General features: G+C 45.1%; 15 protein-coding genes. 6 read left to right on the top strand and 9 right to left on the bottom strand.

Features of this window, described 5'->3' with window-relative positions; genetic code table 11:
• Nucleotides 1–19: 19 nt before the first annotated feature.
• A complete protein-coding gene (locus tag MY523_RS02575) occupies nucleotides 20–1,090 on the top strand; it encodes an ABC transporter ATP-binding protein (RefSeq protein WP_250657251.1) in 1,071 nt (356 codons plus the stop codon).
• Nucleotides 1,091–1,136: 46 nt separating this feature from the next.
• Here MY523_RS02575 and glpK read toward each other — a convergent pair whose 3' ends face one another.
• Nucleotides 1,137–2,612, bottom strand: a complete 1,476-nt coding sequence (gene glpK, locus MY523_RS02570; protein WP_250657250.1) for a glycerol kinase GlpK — start codon at nucleotides 2,610–2,612, stop codon at nucleotides 1,137–1,139.
• 169 nt (nucleotides 2,613–2,781) lie between these two features.
• Here glpK and MY523_RS02565 point away from each other — a divergent pair, with 169 nt between their 5' ends.
• The gene (locus tag MY523_RS02565) at nucleotides 2,782–3,543 is read left to right on the top strand and encodes a DeoR/GlpR family transcriptional regulator (RefSeq protein WP_250657249.1); all 762 of its coding nucleotides are present in this window, start codon (nucleotides 2,782–2,784) and stop codon (nucleotides 3,541–3,543) included.
• A 207-nt stretch (nucleotides 3,544–3,750) separates the two neighbouring features.
• On the top strand, nucleotides 3,751–5,280 hold the full coding sequence (gene glpD, locus MY523_RS02560; protein WP_250657248.1) for a glycerol-3-phosphate dehydrogenase: 1,530 nt from the start codon (nucleotides 3,751–3,753) through the stop codon (nucleotides 5,278–5,280).
• A 69-nt stretch (nucleotides 5,281–5,349) separates the two neighbouring features.
• Here the strand turns inward: glpD and MY523_RS02555 are convergent, their stop codons facing one another.
• The 4 genes from MY523_RS02555 to MY523_RS02540 all read right to left on the bottom strand — a co-directional run bounded on the left by MY523_RS02555 (nucleotide 5,350) and on the right by MY523_RS02540 (nucleotide 10,946).
• Nucleotides 5,350–6,948 (bottom strand): ATP-binding protein, encoded by a 1,599-nt coding sequence (locus MY523_RS02555; protein WP_250657247.1) that lies wholly within the window; start codon nucleotides 6,946–6,948, stop codon nucleotides 5,350–5,352.
• A 165-nt stretch (nucleotides 6,949–7,113) separates the two neighbouring features.
• Complete coding sequence (locus tag MY523_RS02550; protein WP_250657246.1) at nucleotides 7,114–7,863, bottom strand: response regulator; 750 nt, start codon at nucleotides 7,861–7,863, stop codon at nucleotides 7,114–7,116.
• A gap of 280 nt (nucleotides 7,864–8,143) precedes the next feature.
• The gene (locus tag MY523_RS02545; protein ID WP_250657245.1) at nucleotides 8,144–8,611 is read right to left on the bottom strand and encodes an FKBP-type peptidyl-prolyl cis-trans isomerase; all 468 of its coding nucleotides are present in this window, start codon (nucleotides 8,609–8,611) and stop codon (nucleotides 8,144–8,146) included.
• A gap of 157 nt (nucleotides 8,612–8,768) precedes the next feature.
• Nucleotides 8,769–10,946, bottom strand: coding sequence for an acetyl-CoA hydrolase/transferase C-terminal domain-containing protein (locus MY523_RS02540; RefSeq protein WP_250657244.1), 2,178 nt, complete (start codon nucleotides 10,944–10,946; stop codon nucleotides 8,769–8,771).
• 104 nt (nucleotides 10,947–11,050) lie between these two features.
• On the opposite strand from MY523_RS02540, the gene MY523_RS02535 reads away from it, so the two are divergent.
• Complete coding sequence (locus MY523_RS02535) at nucleotides 11,051–11,218, top strand: hypothetical protein (protein ID WP_250657243.1); 168 nt, start codon at nucleotides 11,051–11,053, stop codon at nucleotides 11,216–11,218.
• Between the two features lie 28 nt (nucleotides 11,219–11,246).
• On the opposite strand, the gene MY523_RS02530 is transcribed toward MY523_RS02535, so the two are convergent.
• Nucleotides 11,247–11,606: a hypothetical protein gene (locus tag MY523_RS02530; protein WP_250657242.1), complete on the bottom strand. Its 360-nt coding sequence runs from the start codon at nucleotides 11,604–11,606 to the stop codon at nucleotides 11,247–11,249.
• A gap of 199 nt (nucleotides 11,607–11,805) precedes the next feature.
• The gene (locus MY523_RS02525) at nucleotides 11,806–12,942 is read right to left on the bottom strand and encodes an alpha/beta fold hydrolase (protein WP_250657241.1); all 1,137 of its coding nucleotides are present in this window, start codon (nucleotides 12,940–12,942) and stop codon (nucleotides 11,806–11,808) included.
• 267 nt (nucleotides 12,943–13,209) lie between these two features.
• On the opposite strand from MY523_RS02525, the gene MY523_RS02520 reads away from it, so the two are divergent.
• Both MY523_RS02520 and MY523_RS02515 read left to right on the top strand, forming a co-directional pair.
• Nucleotides 13,210–13,413, top strand: a complete 204-nt coding sequence (locus MY523_RS02520) for a hypothetical protein (RefSeq protein WP_250657240.1) — start codon at nucleotides 13,210–13,212, stop codon at nucleotides 13,411–13,413.
• 164 nt (nucleotides 13,414–13,577) lie between these two features.
• Nucleotides 13,578–14,810 (top strand): GGDEF domain-containing protein, encoded by a 1,233-nt coding sequence (locus MY523_RS02515; RefSeq protein ID WP_250657239.1) that lies wholly within the window; start codon nucleotides 13,578–13,580, stop codon nucleotides 14,808–14,810.
• 135 nt (nucleotides 14,811–14,945) lie between these two features.
• Here the strand turns inward: MY523_RS02515 and MY523_RS02510 are convergent, their stop codons facing one another.
• Both MY523_RS02510 and MY523_RS02505 read right to left on the bottom strand, forming a co-directional pair.
• The gene (locus MY523_RS02510) at nucleotides 14,946–15,530 is read right to left on the bottom strand and encodes a YceI family protein (RefSeq protein WP_250657238.1); all 585 of its coding nucleotides are present in this window, start codon (nucleotides 15,528–15,530) and stop codon (nucleotides 14,946–14,948) included.
• 66 nt (nucleotides 15,531–15,596) lie between these two features.
• Entirely contained in the window at nucleotides 15,597–16,169 is a 573-nt protein-coding gene (locus tag MY523_RS02505; protein ID WP_250657237.1) for a cytochrome b, read from the bottom strand.
• Between the last annotated feature and the right edge of the window lie 280 nt (nucleotides 16,170–16,449).

The following is a 16,449-nucleotide window of genomic DNA, read 5'->3' as shown; positions in this document are numbered from 1 at the left end:
ATGAAGACTGTGCTTTCTCATGTCTCAACTGCTTAAAATTGAAAACCTGACGTGCCGCTATGATGACGAAGATATCATAGCGGGCCTTTCACTAAACCTGAATGAAGGCGATATTGGATGCCTTTTGGGGCCGAGCGGCTGCGGCAAAAGCACAATCCTCAGGGCAATAGCGGGCTTCCACCCGGTAAGCAAAGGCTCCATTTCACTTCAGAACAAAGTAATTTCTTCTTCAAGTGTCAGTATTGCTCCTGAAAAACGCCCTGTTGGGATGGTATTTCAAGATTACGCCCTATTCCCTCACATGACCATTGCTCAGAACATCGGATACGGCCTTCACAAACTTGCCAAGCACAAGCGGAAAACCAAGGTTGCCGAGATGCTTGAGCTGGTCAACCTTTCAGACTTGTCTGACCGCTACCCCCACGAACTTTCCGGGGGCCAACAGCAGCGCGTATCGTTAGCAAGAGCAATGGCACCAGAACCATCACTTATATTATTAGACGAACCTTTTTCAAATTTGGATGTAGAGCTCAGAAAAAGGCTTAGCCTGGATATCCGCGATATTCTTAAGTCTCTTAATATGACTGCCATATTAGTGACCCATGATCAACAAGAAGCATTTGCAATGTGTGATCAAATAGGTGTCATTAAAGACGGGATAATTCAGCAGTGGGACAGCCCATATAACCTTTATCACGAACCTGTTAACCGCTTTGTCGCCAGCTTCGTCGGTCAGGGATGCTTTATAAAAGGTACACTCATATCTCATGAAACCTTTGAGACCGAGCTTGGCATAATAGAAGGAAACCGGGCATACGGCTGGGAAAGTGGCAGCCATGTAGACATTCTGGTGAGACCTGATGATATTGTGTTTGACCCTGACTCATCACTTAGCTGTCAAATTATCAGCAAAACATTTGCCGGTACATCAACACTGTATCGAATTCAGCTAAAATCAGGCGCTGTGGTTGAAGGGCTTTTCCCCAGTCATCAGGATTTATATATTGGTGATCAAATCAATATCAGCCTGGCTGCTGACCACCTTATCGCCTTCCAGTGGTCTGAGCGCTCATCGAAAACACCGCAATAGAGCCGTTACCAATCACAGTAACAAGCTCTACCATTAACGTTTTCACCTATCGAACACGCTCTACAGCATCCAGCCAGCCAGAGTACAGTCTTTCACGCTTATCTGGTTGCATATTCGGCTCAAAGCGCTGCTCACACGCCCACAGTGCGGAGATCTCTTCGAGATCTTTATAGAGCCCCGCTTTTAGCCCTGCCAGGTAGGCAGCCCCCAACGCCGTAGTTTCAGTTATCTTTGGCCTATCTACGGTCACATTTAAGATATCAGCCAAAAACTGCACCAGCCAGTTGTTTACCACCATACCCCCATCAACCCTTAGCGCTTTGTAACTGGCACCATCATTCTGCATCGCCCTTACCAGGTCTTTAGTTTGATAACAGACCGACTGTAGCCCCGCAGTAACAATATCGGCAATACCCGTGTCCCGGGTTAACCCATGAATAGCGCCGCGCGCATGAGGGTCCCAGTATGGCGCGCCGAGCCCAGTAAATGCGGGCACCAGGTAAACAGGGTTGTCCGAGCCCGCTTCAAACGCCAATGCTTCTGCTTCAGATGCACAGCCAATCAGCTTTAGACCGTCACGCAACCATTGAATCGCAGCACCCGCTATAAATATACTGCCCTCAACTGCATAAGTTGCCTTGCCATCGAGGCGATAGGCAACGGTAGTCAATAAACGATTTTCTGACCGGACCGGTTTATCGCCCGTATTAAGCATTAGAAAACAACCGGTGCCATAAGTACTTTTTGCCATGCCGGGTTGAAAACAAGCTTGCCCAATCAAGGCCGCCTGCTGATCCCCTGCGATACCGTATATTGGCACCTCTGCTCCCAACAAATCAGCCTCACAGCAACCGAAGTCATCACTGCTATCGAGCACTTCAGGCAAAATTTCACGGGGAACATTGAACGCCTTTAATAGCGCTTCATCCCACTGTTGAGTATGAATATTAAACAGTGAGGTGCGAGACGCATTGGTCGCATCGGTCTTATGACTTTTGCCGCCCGTTAACTTCCATAAGAGAAATGAATCAACAGTGCCAAACGCTAATTGGCCCTGTTCAGCTTTAGCACGAGCACCGTCCACATGGTCTAGAATCCAGCTGATTTTTGTAGCAGAAAAGTACGGGTCAATCAGCAGACCTGTTTTCTGCACGACCTCTTCCTCAAAGCCTTGCTGCCTAAGGCTCTTGCATACGTCTGCAGTTCTGCGATCTTGCCAGACAACCGCATTGTAGATCGGGTCGCCCGTCTCTCGATCCCAGATAATCGTTGTCTCTCTCTGGTTGGTTATACCAATCCCGGCAATATCGAGCACATCTACATTTGCACGTTCAATTGCCTCTCGGCAAACACTTAACGTAGAAGACCATATCTCATCAGGGTCGTGCTCTACCCAGCCATCTTGGGGAAAATGCTGAGGGAATTCCTTTTGCGCCGAAGCAACTGCATGCCCATCCTGACTAAAAACAATCGCTCGTGAGCTAGTAGTCCCCTGATCTATCGCGAGTAGATAGCGAGTCATAATCTGCCTATTCCATATTCGTTAATTATCATTAAATCTACATTTTACGATTAGAGATTCGATTGCGAACATATTATCGATATATTTCTCTTTATGAAACCATCACTGAAAAAAGATTTGAATTGGTTCATAATACAGGCCAGTTTGAGAAACAATCAGAGCATATTCAATGGCACAGGAAACGCGACACAAACAGATAATCGAACTTGTGGCGGAGCGTGGGTTTGTAACGATCGACGACATGGCTCAGCATTTTCAAGTCACCCCCCAAACAATAAGAAGGGATATCAATTATCTAGACCAGGAAAAGCAGCTACAACGTTATCATGGCGGAGCCGGGATCCCTTCAAGTACGCTCAATACAGCCTATAGTGACCGAAAGATCCAGAACCTGGAAGAAAAAAAGCGCATAGGCGAAGCCATTGCCAGCAAAATTCCGGATCACTCCTCCATGTTCATTAATATTGGCACCACCACCGAGACTATAGCCAAGGCACTGCTAAAACATCGCGGCCTCACGGTTATCACAAACAATCTTCACGTTGCCAGCATTATGAGTTCAAAAGAGGATTTCAATGTCATTATCGCCGGGGGCGCTGTTAGAAACAGGGATGGCGGCATCATCGGCGAAGCCACGGTGGATTTCGTAAAACAGTTTAAAGTCGACTTCGCATTAATTGGCATTAGCGGGATCGATGATGATGGTGAACTCCTTGATTTTGATTACCAGGAAGTCAGAGTTGCACAAGCGATAATTGAAAACGCCAGACAGGTTTTCCTTGCTGCAGATCACTCCAAATTTGGCCGAAACGCCATGATCCGGCTTGGGAATATCAGCCAGGCATCACATTTGTTTACCAGCCAGACACCTCCTTCAAACATTTCAGAAATTCTCTCTGAGCACGGCGTAGAGCTTACTGTAACTCACTAATTTGCATACTAAAAGCTAAAGGCAATCTCTTTTATTCAGAGGCGGCCTTTGGTATCCCCCTATTGTTCTTAGATTTTAAACCGTCTAGCCAGTCACACTTTTTGCTAATTGTCACCTTAATATATTTGTAATGCTGAAGATCTATCCTTATAATTTCGAAAATAAATGTTCGTTTTCGAATATTATTGATCATAAAGGAATTCAAAAGTGATAAGTCTAACCTCAAGCACAGTAGATATCTTAATCGTCGGTGGCGGCATTAATGGAACAGGGATCGCTGCAGACGCGGCAGGCCGTGGGCTATCAGTAACTCTCTGCGAGCAGTCTGACCTGGCCTCTGCCACCTCATCAGCCAGCAGCAAGCTGATTCACGGGGGCCTTAGATACCTCGAACACTATGAGTTTAGACTGGTTAAAGAGGCGCTGGCAGAACGAGAGGTACTGCTTCATAACGCGCCACACTTGGTACAACCCCTTCGCTTTACCCTTCCTCACCGGCCACACTTGCGCCCTGGATGGATGATTCGATCAGGCCTGTTTATGTATGACCACCTGACGAAAAGGAATACACTGCCCAGCACCAAGTCTTGTAAGTTTAAGCATCAAAGCCCTCTCAAATCGAACATCAAGAAGGGTTATCAATACTACGATTGCTCTGTAGATGATGCGCGACTTGTTGTTACCAATGCCATATCCGCACATCGCAATGGTGCGAACATTCTAACAAGAACTAAATTTGTTAATGCTGTTAGAGTCGAGAGCGAAGAGGTCTGGAAGGTCACTCTGCTTGATATTGAAAAAAATCAGGAACATACCCTGTTTGCTAAAGCAATTGTGAATGCAGGCGGGCCATGGGTAAGTCAACTGGTGTCTGATCATATAAACCAGAAGCCAGCCAGGAATATAAAGCTTATAAAGGGCAGCCACATTATTGTGCCTAAAATTCACAACTATGAAGGCGCTTTCATTCTTCAGAATACCGACAAACGCATTGTCTTTGTAATCCCCTTCCATGATAAGTTTTCACTCATCGGAACAACGGATAAAGAGTACAAGGGAGACCCTTCAACGGTATCTATTGATGATGACGAAACACAGTACCTGCTAGACGTTGTTAATGAGCACTTTATTGCCCAAATAGAAACCAGCGATATTATTAGCAGCTACTCAGGGGTCAGGCCTTTGTGTGATGATGAATCATCTGACCCATCTGCGATGACAAGAGACTACACACTTGAACTGGAAGAGAGCGATAGCAAGACCCCACTACTATCCATCTATGGCGGGAAGATAACCACTTATAGAAAGTTGGCTGAGGCCGCTATGAACAAACTCGCGCCTTACTTTAGCGAAATGAAAGAGCCATGGACCGCCAAATCCCCACTGCCAGGAGCCACCTCTGCTACAAGGCACCAGGCAGATATAAAAGAGATCATTCAAGAGGCCCACCCATGGCTCCCGGAACCACTCCTTTCGCGCTACAGCCGAAGCTACGGACTCTTGAGCCTGACTTTTCTTGGCGGGCTGAACTCAGAACAAGACATGGGACTTCACTTTGGCGCAGATCTCTATCAGTGCGAGGTTGATTACCTAGTGAAGCATGAGTGGTCTAAGACAGCTGAAGACATTGCATGGCGACGAACCAAGCTGGGTCTGGTTTTGAGCAATGAAGAACTAGAAGCGCTGGATCAGTACTTAACAACCAACACCCCTTCAACAGAAAAGAAAATTGCCTAGCTTAAGAGAGTGCGGAGAGACATTCTCTCCGCAAATCCATCTCGCCTAACCTCCACCAAACTAAACACATTAATCCGTCGCCTGGCGACGAGGCCATACCAGGCTAAATTTGGCCCCTCCCATCTCACTTCTTCCGAGAAATGCCTGACCTCCGTGCCAAAACAAAATGCGCCTGACAATAGATAACCCAAGCCCGTAGCCACCCGAAGAGCGGGTGCGGCTATCATCTAAACGAGCAAATGGTGTAAATACTTTTTCCCAGTCACTTTCAGGTATTCCTGCTCCATCATCCTCAACATCCACCCGACAAGCATCCTGATCAAATGAGCAATGCACTTTCACGGTAGAAGCGGCATACCGGGTCGCATTCCCCACCAGGTTCTGTATCGCCCGATGGATGTAGCGGTACTCTACATCTGATTGCTTCCACTCTTCGCAACCTTCGTCAAATACAGCCTTGATCGTCATATCCGGCTTAACGCCACCCTGCTCAGATACCACCTGCTCAACAATTCCTTTTATGTCTACATCCTGAAACGTCAGGATAGGACCGCCCTGCTCAAGCCTCGCGTAGGTCAAAATTTCATCAATTAACTCATCCAACTCTTGTATATCAGAGTCAATACCGGTTAATTGCTTATTTAAAGCAGCCTCACTCGTGCAGTCCTCAATCATCTGAACACCAAACCGAATTCGCGCCACCGGCGTTCTCAATTCGTGCGATACGGCATGTATCATTTCCCGCTGAACAGCAACAAGGCGTTGAATATGCTCTGCCATACTATTAAACGCATCACCCAACCGGCCTATTGCGTCCCTTCGGCCCACCCCTATTCGGGCATCCAGCTCACCCCGCGCTATGCGGGTAGCAACGGTTTCCAGACTTCTTAAACGTTTATCAATTGAAAAAACCAATAAGTACACAGCCACACCAATCCCTGCAACAGCCAGGAGCACTAATGTCAACAAAAGTGGCCAGGAGAGAATATCGAATGCCTCTGGAAAATAAAGCCGGTAAACACTGCCGTCGGCAAACTCATAATAGCCTACTGCTTGAGAGTTCTGGTCAGCAGGATAGAAGTAATAGCCCTTGACTGACTCAACCTGAAAGTCATCAGATAACATCTCAACATCGCTACCTGCTACCTTTTCAACCCCGATATCAAATGTTTTCGCCAGCCCAGACAGGCCATCTTGAAGTATATCAACAGACACACCAGCCAGAGCCTGCCGTTCAATATCCTTGGCGATTAGATACCCTGAAAGGTGGTTGACACCACTGTAAAGATCCGGGAAGTAACCCGCGATAATATCGCCCTCCCCATTTTCCCTATCTAGCTTTCTAAACACTCTATACCCGTGGGCTTGCTTAACGACGAGTGTTTGCGTGTAGCCCAAACGCTCAAGTTGCACAGCGGACAGTGGGTATGTAGCTATCTGGTCAACTGACAGATGCCCCGATTTAGACCCGGAAAAGCCTGACAGTAAGGTGTTCAACAATAGGGAGTCTTGGCTTGCCAGCCAATCGAACGCAGGAGACGACACCTTGACCTGATGGTGCTCATACCTGACCACATTAATGGAGCTATAGAGAAACGCACAAAAAAGGCCTACCACCATTAGCGCAAGCAGTAAGCCTCCGAATACTCGTATAAAAAGCCTGTTCACAATTGTTCAATCCCGCCGTAAGTATTCCTTTTAAGCAACCATTGCAGCCGCCTAAGCTTACAGCTGGGCTAATGGCTTATGCATTTAGCCCAGGCTATAACAGTAAGGTCACAGCAACAATATCACTCAATTTAGAAACAGTTAAACCTATCCTAAAACTTGCTGTTATGCCTCTTTTACGAAGAGATACCCTTTACTGCGAACGGTTTTAATCCGCTTGGGATGAACAGGGTCATCCCCTATTTTAGGCCGAATCCTTGATACTCGAACATCGATTGAGCGATCCTGCCCATCATATTCAATACCTCTGAGCGCTGTAAATATCTCTTCTCGGCTAAGAACAGTACCAGCGCTACTGGACAGCAGCCAAAGCAGATCAAATTCAGCACTCGTCAATTCAATACTTTCATCATTCAACCAGGCTTCACGCATTGATCTATCGACGACAAGATTATTGAACACCAGTCTTACCGGCTCTTCATCATTGGACGAACCTGAGTCAGTGCTTGGCGCATCAGCGGCCCCCTGATCAGTAACACGTCTTAGCAACGCTCGAATGCGTGCCAGCAGCACTCGTGGCCTGACAGGCTTTGACATGTAGTCATCAGCGCCCATTTCCAAACCAAGAACCTGATCCAAGTCGTCAGTCCGCGCGGTCAACATAAGGATTGGGCCGTTATAATAAGGTCGAACCTTGCGACAAATAGAAAGACCATCTTCGCCAGGTAACATCAAATCAAGCACGACTAAATCAGGCTTTTCATTTTTGATGCGATCCACTGCATGGGCCCCATTAGCTTCAACTGACACAACCAGCCCATTGCTTTCAAGATATTCTTTCGTAAGATCTGCTAGACGCTCATCATCTTCTACAATGAGGATACGCCATGATTCATTCTGCTCTATGACATCCATTCTCTTTTTTCTTATATCGTTAGGTCAATAACATTAGCTAAAACATCTAACTATCTGAATAGCGCTCTAATCATCCCTAAAATTTGCTTCAAGCTCATAACTGTGCCTGATTAACCAATAAGGCAAATAGCCAATAAGGCCAATCACTACACAGGTTACGAAAAAGAATACAATTTTTCCTTATATTAGTATTAATTATACATGCTGTTTGAAAATTTACATGAAAATATCACAAGAAACAATTTTCTACACTTTTCAGCTATTGTTTGCCTGCTTACCACTAAACTTTTAACACAGGGTAACCCAGCTTTACCTCTTCCTCAGTGGCATCACGAACGGCCAAAACCTCTATATCAAAATACAACGTGAAACCAGCCAAGGGGTGGTTAGCATCCACCGTCACCGAGTCTCCACTCACACTGACAACTTTAATCACCTGCGTTTGCTCGCCTGTATTTGTTTGAAACTTCATACCGGCAACAATATCGTCAACACCATCAAATAATGACTTTGGCACCACCTGAATATGGTCTGGGTTGTGTTCGCCATATGCCAGCTCTGGAGGTACCGTTACGTCAAGAACATCACCAGGGCTACGCCCTTCAAGCGCCTTTTCTATCCCCTTTACAACCTGCCCCGCCCCTTCCAGAAAGGTCAATGGTTCACCGCCGCTAGAGGTGTCAACCACCACGCCTTCTGCATTTCTTAAGTTGTAATTTATTGAGTAAACTTTAGGTAAATCTGACATTTAATCTCCCGGAAGGATAAAAAGCTGAACGATAAACGATAACTTATCCTAACATCAACCTTAACCCTTAATGAAATGTCACCCAAAGAAAAAGGTTGTCACTCGCTAAAGCAACAACCTTTGTCACAAATACTCAGAGTAACAGCCAAGCTGCCATTTATGCTTGTTGAGCTAGCAACTCTGATACCAATAGTTTCTGCTCAAGCTTCTCTTTTAGATTGCCGGGGGAGTTCATATCCATCCGGTCAATCAAGGGCGAAAACTCTTCCGGCACATATTTAACCTTCAAAGCTTCCCACATGCATTTCAGCAACCCGCTACGAGTCGCTGTTTTGGCTTTTAATCCTTTCAAAGCCTTACCAATCTTGAGCTCTTCGGCGGTAAAGTCACAACCGAATGGGAAGGGGTCGAAAAAGCCTTTAGCTTTGTACTTATTAAACGTTTTTAGCAGGTTTTCAGGGGTGTTGTGTCGATAAATATCCGGTAGCTGATAATCCTTCGCAACCTTTCCTGCCGCTTTTGCCTGGTTTAATAACTCATCTTGGAAACGCGAATCTGCAATCTTGATCAGTTCAATATACACTTCCTGATCATTCTTGCTCAGCAAGTCAGCCACTCCGTACTCTGTAATAACAATGTCGCGGAGATGACGCGGAATGGTGCAGTGACCATAGCTCATCATGATATTTGACTTGGGGCCATCCGGAGTCTGGCGATAACTCTTGAGCTTCAGAATAGAGCGGGCATCATCAATTTCATGCGCCATCGCAACAAAGTTATACTGCCCACCAACCCCACTAACCACTTTGCCATTTTCCAGGCCATCAGATACCGCAGCCCCACCCAAGGTATACATCATGGTCGAATTGATAAAGCGGGCATCCTGACGCTGGGCGACCTTCAACTGCTGATTACCAAACTCATGATCAAACAAGTGATTGATAAACCTGACGCTCGTCATACAGAATTTGTCGTTCTCTTCCGGAGTCAGATCGCGCAAGTCTTGGTAAAAACTGTTTGGCCCAATGAAGAAGCCGCCATGCATAACAATACCGCCCTTTAGTTTTTCCCCCAGGCAGTAGCTTTCAATTAACTTTCGGTTCTCTCCCTCTTTGAGCTTGGGCTCTATTGTCTGCCCCTCGACTAACAAACTCCCCCCTTTAAACTCAACAGTTTCTTTAAATATTCCATACTGTTTCAGGAACTCAACGTCTTTTGCTCTAAGGGTTGTAGATAAAACATCCTGCTCAATTAGCGCATCCAGAGTGGCCATCGAAACGTCATGCGTTATTTTTTCTTTATTAAGAAGGGTCTGAAGGTCAACATTATCGAAGACCTCTCGTTTCAGTATTCCGGCTTTATATAGGTGCATAAAACCATCAACCATCATTTCACTGCACCCGTATAAGCCTTTAGTAAAGGTATCTCTCCCTCCAATTTCAGATATCACTGGAAAACGCTCTTCCAGCTTCAACTCATCCATCAGTTCATTGTAGACATCATTGTTCTTGTGTCTGAGTATCGCGCTATAAACCAAAGCACTACCGAGCGAACCAATACCAACCTGTAATGTTCCGTTATCTCTCAGTAACGTACTGGCATTAAAACCAATCATATGGTCGGCAGGCATAATAGCCATATTAGGTGCGCCGAACAGAGGGTATTCATAAGAAGGGTTCTCTAGAATGAGGTCGAACTCATCCTCACCTACCTCTGCATGGTTTACCATGAAAGGGAGGTTATTGTTAACTTCTGCGATTACGGCTACTTTTCGTCCCTTTTTCTCTTGTTCTCTAAGAATAGGCACAAGATCAAGCGACGTGTCAGGGTTGCTGCTCAAGCTATACCTTGGCTCCCCATTTATTTCCTTCTTGGCCACAATTTGAGACACCGCATTTACGCCAAGTGCAGTTAACTCTCTAACCGCATGAGTGTAATTAGTGCATATATAGTTTTCCTGCTGCTTATCGTCCTTTAAGAAACTTCCTGCTTTAAAGAAAAACTCTGTAACTTCTACGTTCGAAGGCAACGCCTTCTTCCGCAGATCTATCATATACTCAAGATCAGGAATATCCCCATACAGCCGCTCAACAAAAGGCCCCATGAACTTCGACTCCAGGCCTGCGCTTGCACTTGGCTTTTCCAGTGACAGTGCAGTAGCGATCACCAGCTTAATGCTAGGATCTACCTTAGCTCGTTTATACAGCGCATTAACAAGATGTACGGGCTTACCAAGCCCTAGCGGCATACCAAACTTAATATCCTTGCCTACTTTTTCAATAATCGCGTCAACGCATTTTTCCACATCATTGTGGATTACTGGTGCCATGGTCATCTTATTCCCCTTGCCTGTTTTATTTTTGTATTCACAACAAAATTAATTAAAACTGCACAAATTACATACTATTGAGAGCTAGTATGACTGATGAGTAGCTGCATATGATTGACGATAATCAAATCAGTACAAAGGAAATAGAGGGCGGGAAAGTAAAGGAAAAAGATGCAGGTTTATTGGTAAAACGAGCTGATACCAAAAAGCAGTTGAACGCCATGGAGTTACCCCGTTTGAGAGTAACTCTTCCAGCTATTAAAACGTCCAGGAAGTAGGACTGAAGAGATAAACGAGGGTTAACCCTTAAAACTTTATCTTCATGGATAGGGATACTTGGTCGCTGCCTACATCCATACCATAACGCGCCTGGGCCAGGCTCTCTTTAAAACTATAAGGGTATCGAGAAACAGGTGCTTTTGAGTTTTCTGAGCCTAAGCGCTGCAGCTCTATAGCATCGTTGAACCACTGGCTTCCAAGCATGCTAGCCACTCTCAGCAAGCAATTGGTTTTACTCAACTCCTTTTCGATCAAAATTTCATCGTCACCGATAACACTGTTATAACCATCAACCTCACCATAGTCTCCGTACTCTGCGGCCTCCGCTGTTGCAATAACAGAAAATAAATTTACGGCTAAAAGCAAAGCAAATATCTTAACAACCATGACCACTACCTCGCACTATCTCTAACACAATCTATTGTTATCTTTTTTATTGTTTCTATGGTTGAGAATATTAATATAAGGCGAGATTAATTACTGTGATCAAAACCAGCAGGAGACGGGATTTTGATCACATTTTGAAGGTTGTGCGCCAATTTATTGTAACGCCTTGTAATATTAGCGGCTTATTTTGTTGCTCGCGCTAATTTGAGCGCGATTCCAACCAATCAGCACTAATAGCCCACGTATTGCCCGGCGCTTTTGCTCCGGCAAACACGCCTGCATGCCCTCCGGGAACAACGCAGAACTCTTTGTCTTCAGACGATACAATATCGAGGGCTTTTCGGGCCGCACTCGTACTGACTAATTTGTCACTATCGCCTGCGAATGCCAAAATAGAACACTCGATTTTTTTAAACTCCGCCTGCTCTGTTCCGATCTTCATCTTCCCTTTTGCCATGCGGTTATTAATCATCATATGAACAGCCATTCCCTTTATCGTTTCGCCTGGGTAGTCCACCATTTCATTGAACCATTGGCTCATTGTTAAGTGCTCTTTCAGATACTCCCTATCCCACATATTCATAAGCATCTCAAAATAATTAACCACATTCCCGACCGGGCTGGTCAACTTAAACGCTAGCGAATTTACCCAACCAGGCACGTGCAGATAGCGAGCAGGCAAATCAAGCAGAGAGATATTCATTAGCTGGGAGATAATCTGAGCGGGTCTATAGATCGTCGAGAGCACTTGCCCCGCGACGCCACTTGAGTGCATATCAACAGGACTCGCAACCGTTATCATATTTTTTATATGCTTATCCCCGGATACTGCTGCATACATCAGAGACAAAAGCCCCCCCATGCAATAAGAAAAGATAGATACATCTTCCTGCCCACTCACCTTTCGGATCTGCTGCATGGCGGCAGGCATCCACTCAAGCACATAGGTCTCAAGTGATAAGTCACTATGATCTTCTGTTACATCTCCCCAATCAATGAGATACACATCAAAGCCCTTGGCCAGAAAGTATCTCACAACACTTCGATAGGGCATTAAATCAAAAATCATAGACGTTGCAGCCAGCGGCGGAACCAGAACGAGCGGCACACGATAAGTATTCTGATTAACCTCGAGGGGGTCATCGCCGACACTGATTTGAGATTCTTCGAGAGGGAGGTAGTGCCTGACTGACATGATTCTGTCACGGTATATTACATCGTAGGGGGTTGAGTTTGATATGATAAAATTCTCACCAAACAGCTTTCTTTCAGCGGTATTAATAACACTCCACAGCGCTTTTTCAGCAACATTGGCAACAATATTTCCACGCTTCATCTCGACTCCTTTTAGTTCCTACGGTGATGCAAAATAACAGCCCGTTTCGAGGTAACTCACTCACCAGACAAGTGGCACATTATAGATTGACTGCCGGTCACTTCATAGCAATTAGTGATGCATTGCCCTACCGACGCCCCAAACACCAATGAGTTAATTCATAGGCGAACCTTACCAATAAGTAATATTACGCATTCTTTGCCAACACTCAGAACGGTACCATGACAAACCTAGATTGACACTCGTTCTACTTCACACGGAGCATTCATGCAAAGAAACCACCGACTACTCAATACTGCATTTACCTCTCTGGGCATTGCATCCAGCCTTCTTGTTGCAATGCTATGTATTGAGTTTATGGTCGTTGGAAACTTTGAAAATGTTCTCGCATACACCTGTATATCGGCCTTCGTAGCTTCTATTTACCTGATATCAATGACCATCAATCAAAAGCGGCAAAAAAATAAATAGTTAACATCCATACAATTTTGATCGGCAAAATCTGTATTATTAACGCCTTCCCTGAGACCTGGCCAAGAATACGTCAACCTTAGCAAGATTACTTTTTGGCAACTTACGCTAAGTCCAAATAATCGCTATTATTGCCAGACTTTTTGCCATTTCAGATAATGACTGTGACTATTTTAAAATTTCTGTGGAAACTTATTCCTTTTTTGATTGTTGTCTGCACCTACTCTCTATTGCAGTTTGAGCATAGCCAGAGATGGGCAGAACTAATACACACCTCACTTCCTTACCTGATGAGCGCGCTATTGTTGCTTGTTTCATTAATCTTCAACAGAAGCAGACTGGCTCTCGGTGCAATTAATGCCTGCCTCGCATACGCCTTTATTCAAAATGGTATGCAACAGCCCTACACGGAAAGCGCAACGCAACTACTGTTCATTGGCAATGCCATTCTTTTTTCATGGCACCTTTGTTTAACCGCTTTTTATAGAGAAAAAGGGAGTATTTCAAGCTGGGGAGTCAGTCGCCTCGTATTCGTAATCGGCAGCTATGTTGTGCTTTGGCTGGCAGTAAGGGATGGTTATGCAGACACTTTATACCCAGTTATTCAGAGTTATATTACCAGCCCGGAAAATAACCGGGCCTGGTTAAGCCTTACGTTACTAATATCACAGTTAGCCAGCGGCATCCTTCTCCTGGCCATTACGTTATGGAAAAGAACATCCACCGAAACAGCCCTTTTAGCAGCCTGGCTAACCGGCAACGCCATTTTTTATGACTTTTCCATTTCAGGTATATCAACAACGCTTTTCACCGCCCTTCTCCTGGCGATGTTTATTTCATTAATACAGAGTGCTTACGACCTCGCTTTTGTTGATGCTTTAACGCTCTTGCCAGGGCGCAGAGCCCTGGACGAAAAAATGGGGACACTTACCAGGCAGTACTCCATCGCAATGATAGATGTAGATCATTTCAAGAAGTTTAACGACACATATGGTCACTCTACAGGTGATCAAGTGCTAAGACTGGTTGCCAGTAAAGTACGGAAAGTGGGAGCTGGAGGGCTCGCTTATCGCTATGGAGGCGAAGAGTTTGCGATACTGTTTCCCAAGAAAAAAGCAGAGACTGTGGAGCCTTACCTAAACAAGCTCAGAGAAAGCATATCCGGCTACCAGATGACACTTAGAAACAACAACAGAGCACAAAGCAAAAAGCTGGGAGAGAAGTTGCGCGGCGCGATCGCAGCACGACAAAAGAACGTTAATATTACCGTCAGCATTGGTGTGGCAGAAAAGCTAGAGAGTCATCATTCTGCAGAAGATGTCATAAAAGATGCCGACGAAGCACTCTATAAAGCCAAAAATACAGGCCGAAACAAAGTCATTGCGGCAAACAGTTAACCCGCAAATCGCCCACTTATACCAAGGCGAATGAAAATAAGTTGCTTGGTACCCCAAACCGCTGACCACGTTACAGTTTAGGGTACCAGGCAAGACTGTTTACAAATCTGCTTCAAAGCCAGATAGCAGCTTAAGCTATTTGCGAATACCTTCGATTGAAAGGAATATTTCTATTTCTTCCGATGCGGGTCCCAAGTTCTTAGGCACGCCAAAGTCTTTGAGTTTGAAAGACGTTTTTCCCGAGAAGCCGTTTCTATACCCACCCCATGGATCATCGCCTCCGCCAACATGAGTGGCCTCAATAACGATCGGCTTAGTAATGCCTCGAAGGGTAAAGTCCCCATGAACCAGTGCCTTACCATCCCCTTTATCTTCAACTCGGGTACTGACAAAAGTGGCCTTTGGGTACTTGCCTACTTCAAGAAAATCCTTGCTTCTTAAATGCTTGTCTCGCTCAGCATGATTCGAGTCAACACTGGACGTATCAATTGAAACTGAAATTTTTGAGGCAGAGGGCTTTGCTTCATCAAAACTAAACTCACCTTCAAATGTATTAAATCGACCATACAGCCAGCTATAACCTAAGTGACTAATCTTGAACTGAACAAAGGCATGCGCGCCCTCAGTATCAATAACATAATCCGCCGCATTTACATTGACAGACCCTGCTGTGAGCAATGCCGCTGATACGGCACCAGCAAACCACTTTTTAACGTTCATACCTTCTCCTTTTTGACTTACTATTTAAAACCCTTACGGTCACCCAACTGTCTACCGCTTAAGCTATCACTTATTATTTGTCGCCTTTCCTTTACCAACCCCGATCATTCTCAACAACGTTTGATCGTTGTCGATAAAATGGTGCTTTAAAGCCCCTGCGGCATGGAGTGCGACAATAGATAACAGAACATATGCGAGGATCTCATGAACCTCTCCGGCAATATCTTCCTGATTATCAATACCACTTATCAGTGACGGCACATCAAACCACCCGAAAACGGAAACAGCTCGCCCATCTGCGGTCGATATAAGATAGCCACTTAGCATCAACACTAACAATAGACCGTATAGAGCAATATGCACCCAATGTGCGAGCTTTTTTTCCCAGGCTTTGTGAGAACTCAACGGCTGCGGTGGGGCACTGACCAACCGCCAGCATACTCTAAAAATCATCAGTAGAAACAGTAAAACCCCGACGCTCTTATGCACGAACGGTGCGGTCTTATACATTGAGTCGTAATAATCAAGCTCAACCATATAAAGCCCCAGGCCAAACAAACCAAACACTGTTATTGCTACAACCCAGTGTATGGCAATTGAAATACTACCCCACTCATTGTGGCTATTCTTTATCTTCATCACACGCTCGCTTATCGGTTTTGCATAGATTACCGTAACTTTATTGATGTAAAGTGCAATTTAACTGCACTAAACAATCTAATTTATCGATACTTAAATATCTATACTTTAATCGTAGGTATATCCACCTACAGAAATCCTAGCGCCTGTCTCGTAAAATGCATACCAGATTTCAAGCAGAGGAGTTTACCCTCTTCGCTTAAAGCAATGGATATCGACTCAGCAGAGTGAGTTTCAAAATGAATGAATTTGACGAAGATGTTGTAATCCCAAGCAACAA

This window comes from Alkalimarinus coralli (genome assembly GCF_023650515.1).
Taxonomy (GTDB): Bacteria; Pseudomonadota; Gammaproteobacteria; order Pseudomonadales; family Oleiphilaceae; genus Alkalimarinus; species Alkalimarinus coralli.
This window is presented reverse-complemented; position numbering and strand designations above follow the sequence as displayed.

Excerpts from the sequence above, each read along its gene's own strand:
- MY523_RS02565 (WP_250657249.1), top strand. The coding sequence starts at position 2,782 with ATGGCACAGGAAACGCGACACAAACAGATAATCGAACTTGTGGCGGAG.
- glpK (WP_250657250.1), bottom strand. The coding sequence starts at position 2,612 with ATGACTCGCTATCTACTCGCGATAGATCAGGGGACTACTAGCTCACGA.
- MY523_RS02535 (WP_250657243.1), top strand. The coding sequence starts at position 11,051 with ATGATTGACGATAATCAAATCAGTACAAAGGAAATAGAGGGCGGGAAA.
- MY523_RS02550 (WP_250657246.1), bottom strand. The coding sequence starts at position 7,863 with ATGGATGTCATAGAGCAGAATGAATCATGGCGTATCCTCATTGTAGAA.
- MY523_RS02545 (WP_250657245.1), bottom strand. The coding sequence starts at position 8,611 with ATGTCAGATTTACCTAAAGTTTACTCAATAAATTACAACTTAAGAAAT.
- MY523_RS02505 (WP_250657237.1), bottom strand. The coding sequence starts at position 16,169 with ATGAAGATAAAGAATAGCCACAATGAGTGGGGTAGTATTTCAATTGCC.
- MY523_RS02525 (WP_250657241.1), bottom strand. The coding sequence starts at position 12,942 with ATGAAGCGTGGAAATATTGTTGCCAATGTTGCTGAAAAAGCGCTGTGG.
- MY523_RS02510 (WP_250657238.1), bottom strand. The coding sequence starts at position 15,530 with ATGAACGTTAAAAAGTGGTTTGCTGGTGCCGTATCAGCGGCATTGCTC.
- MY523_RS02540 (WP_250657244.1), bottom strand. The coding sequence starts at position 10,946 with ATGACCATGGCACCAGTAATCCACAATGATGTGGAAAAATGCGTTGAC.
- MY523_RS02530 (WP_250657242.1), bottom strand. The coding sequence starts at position 11,606 with ATGGTTGTTAAGATATTTGCTTTGCTTTTAGCCGTAAATTTATTTTCT.
- MY523_RS02520 (WP_250657240.1), top strand. The coding sequence starts at position 13,210 with ATGCAAAGAAACCACCGACTACTCAATACTGCATTTACCTCTCTGGGC.
- MY523_RS02575 (WP_250657251.1), top strand. The coding sequence starts at position 20 with ATGTCTCAACTGCTTAAAATTGAAAACCTGACGTGCCGCTATGATGAC.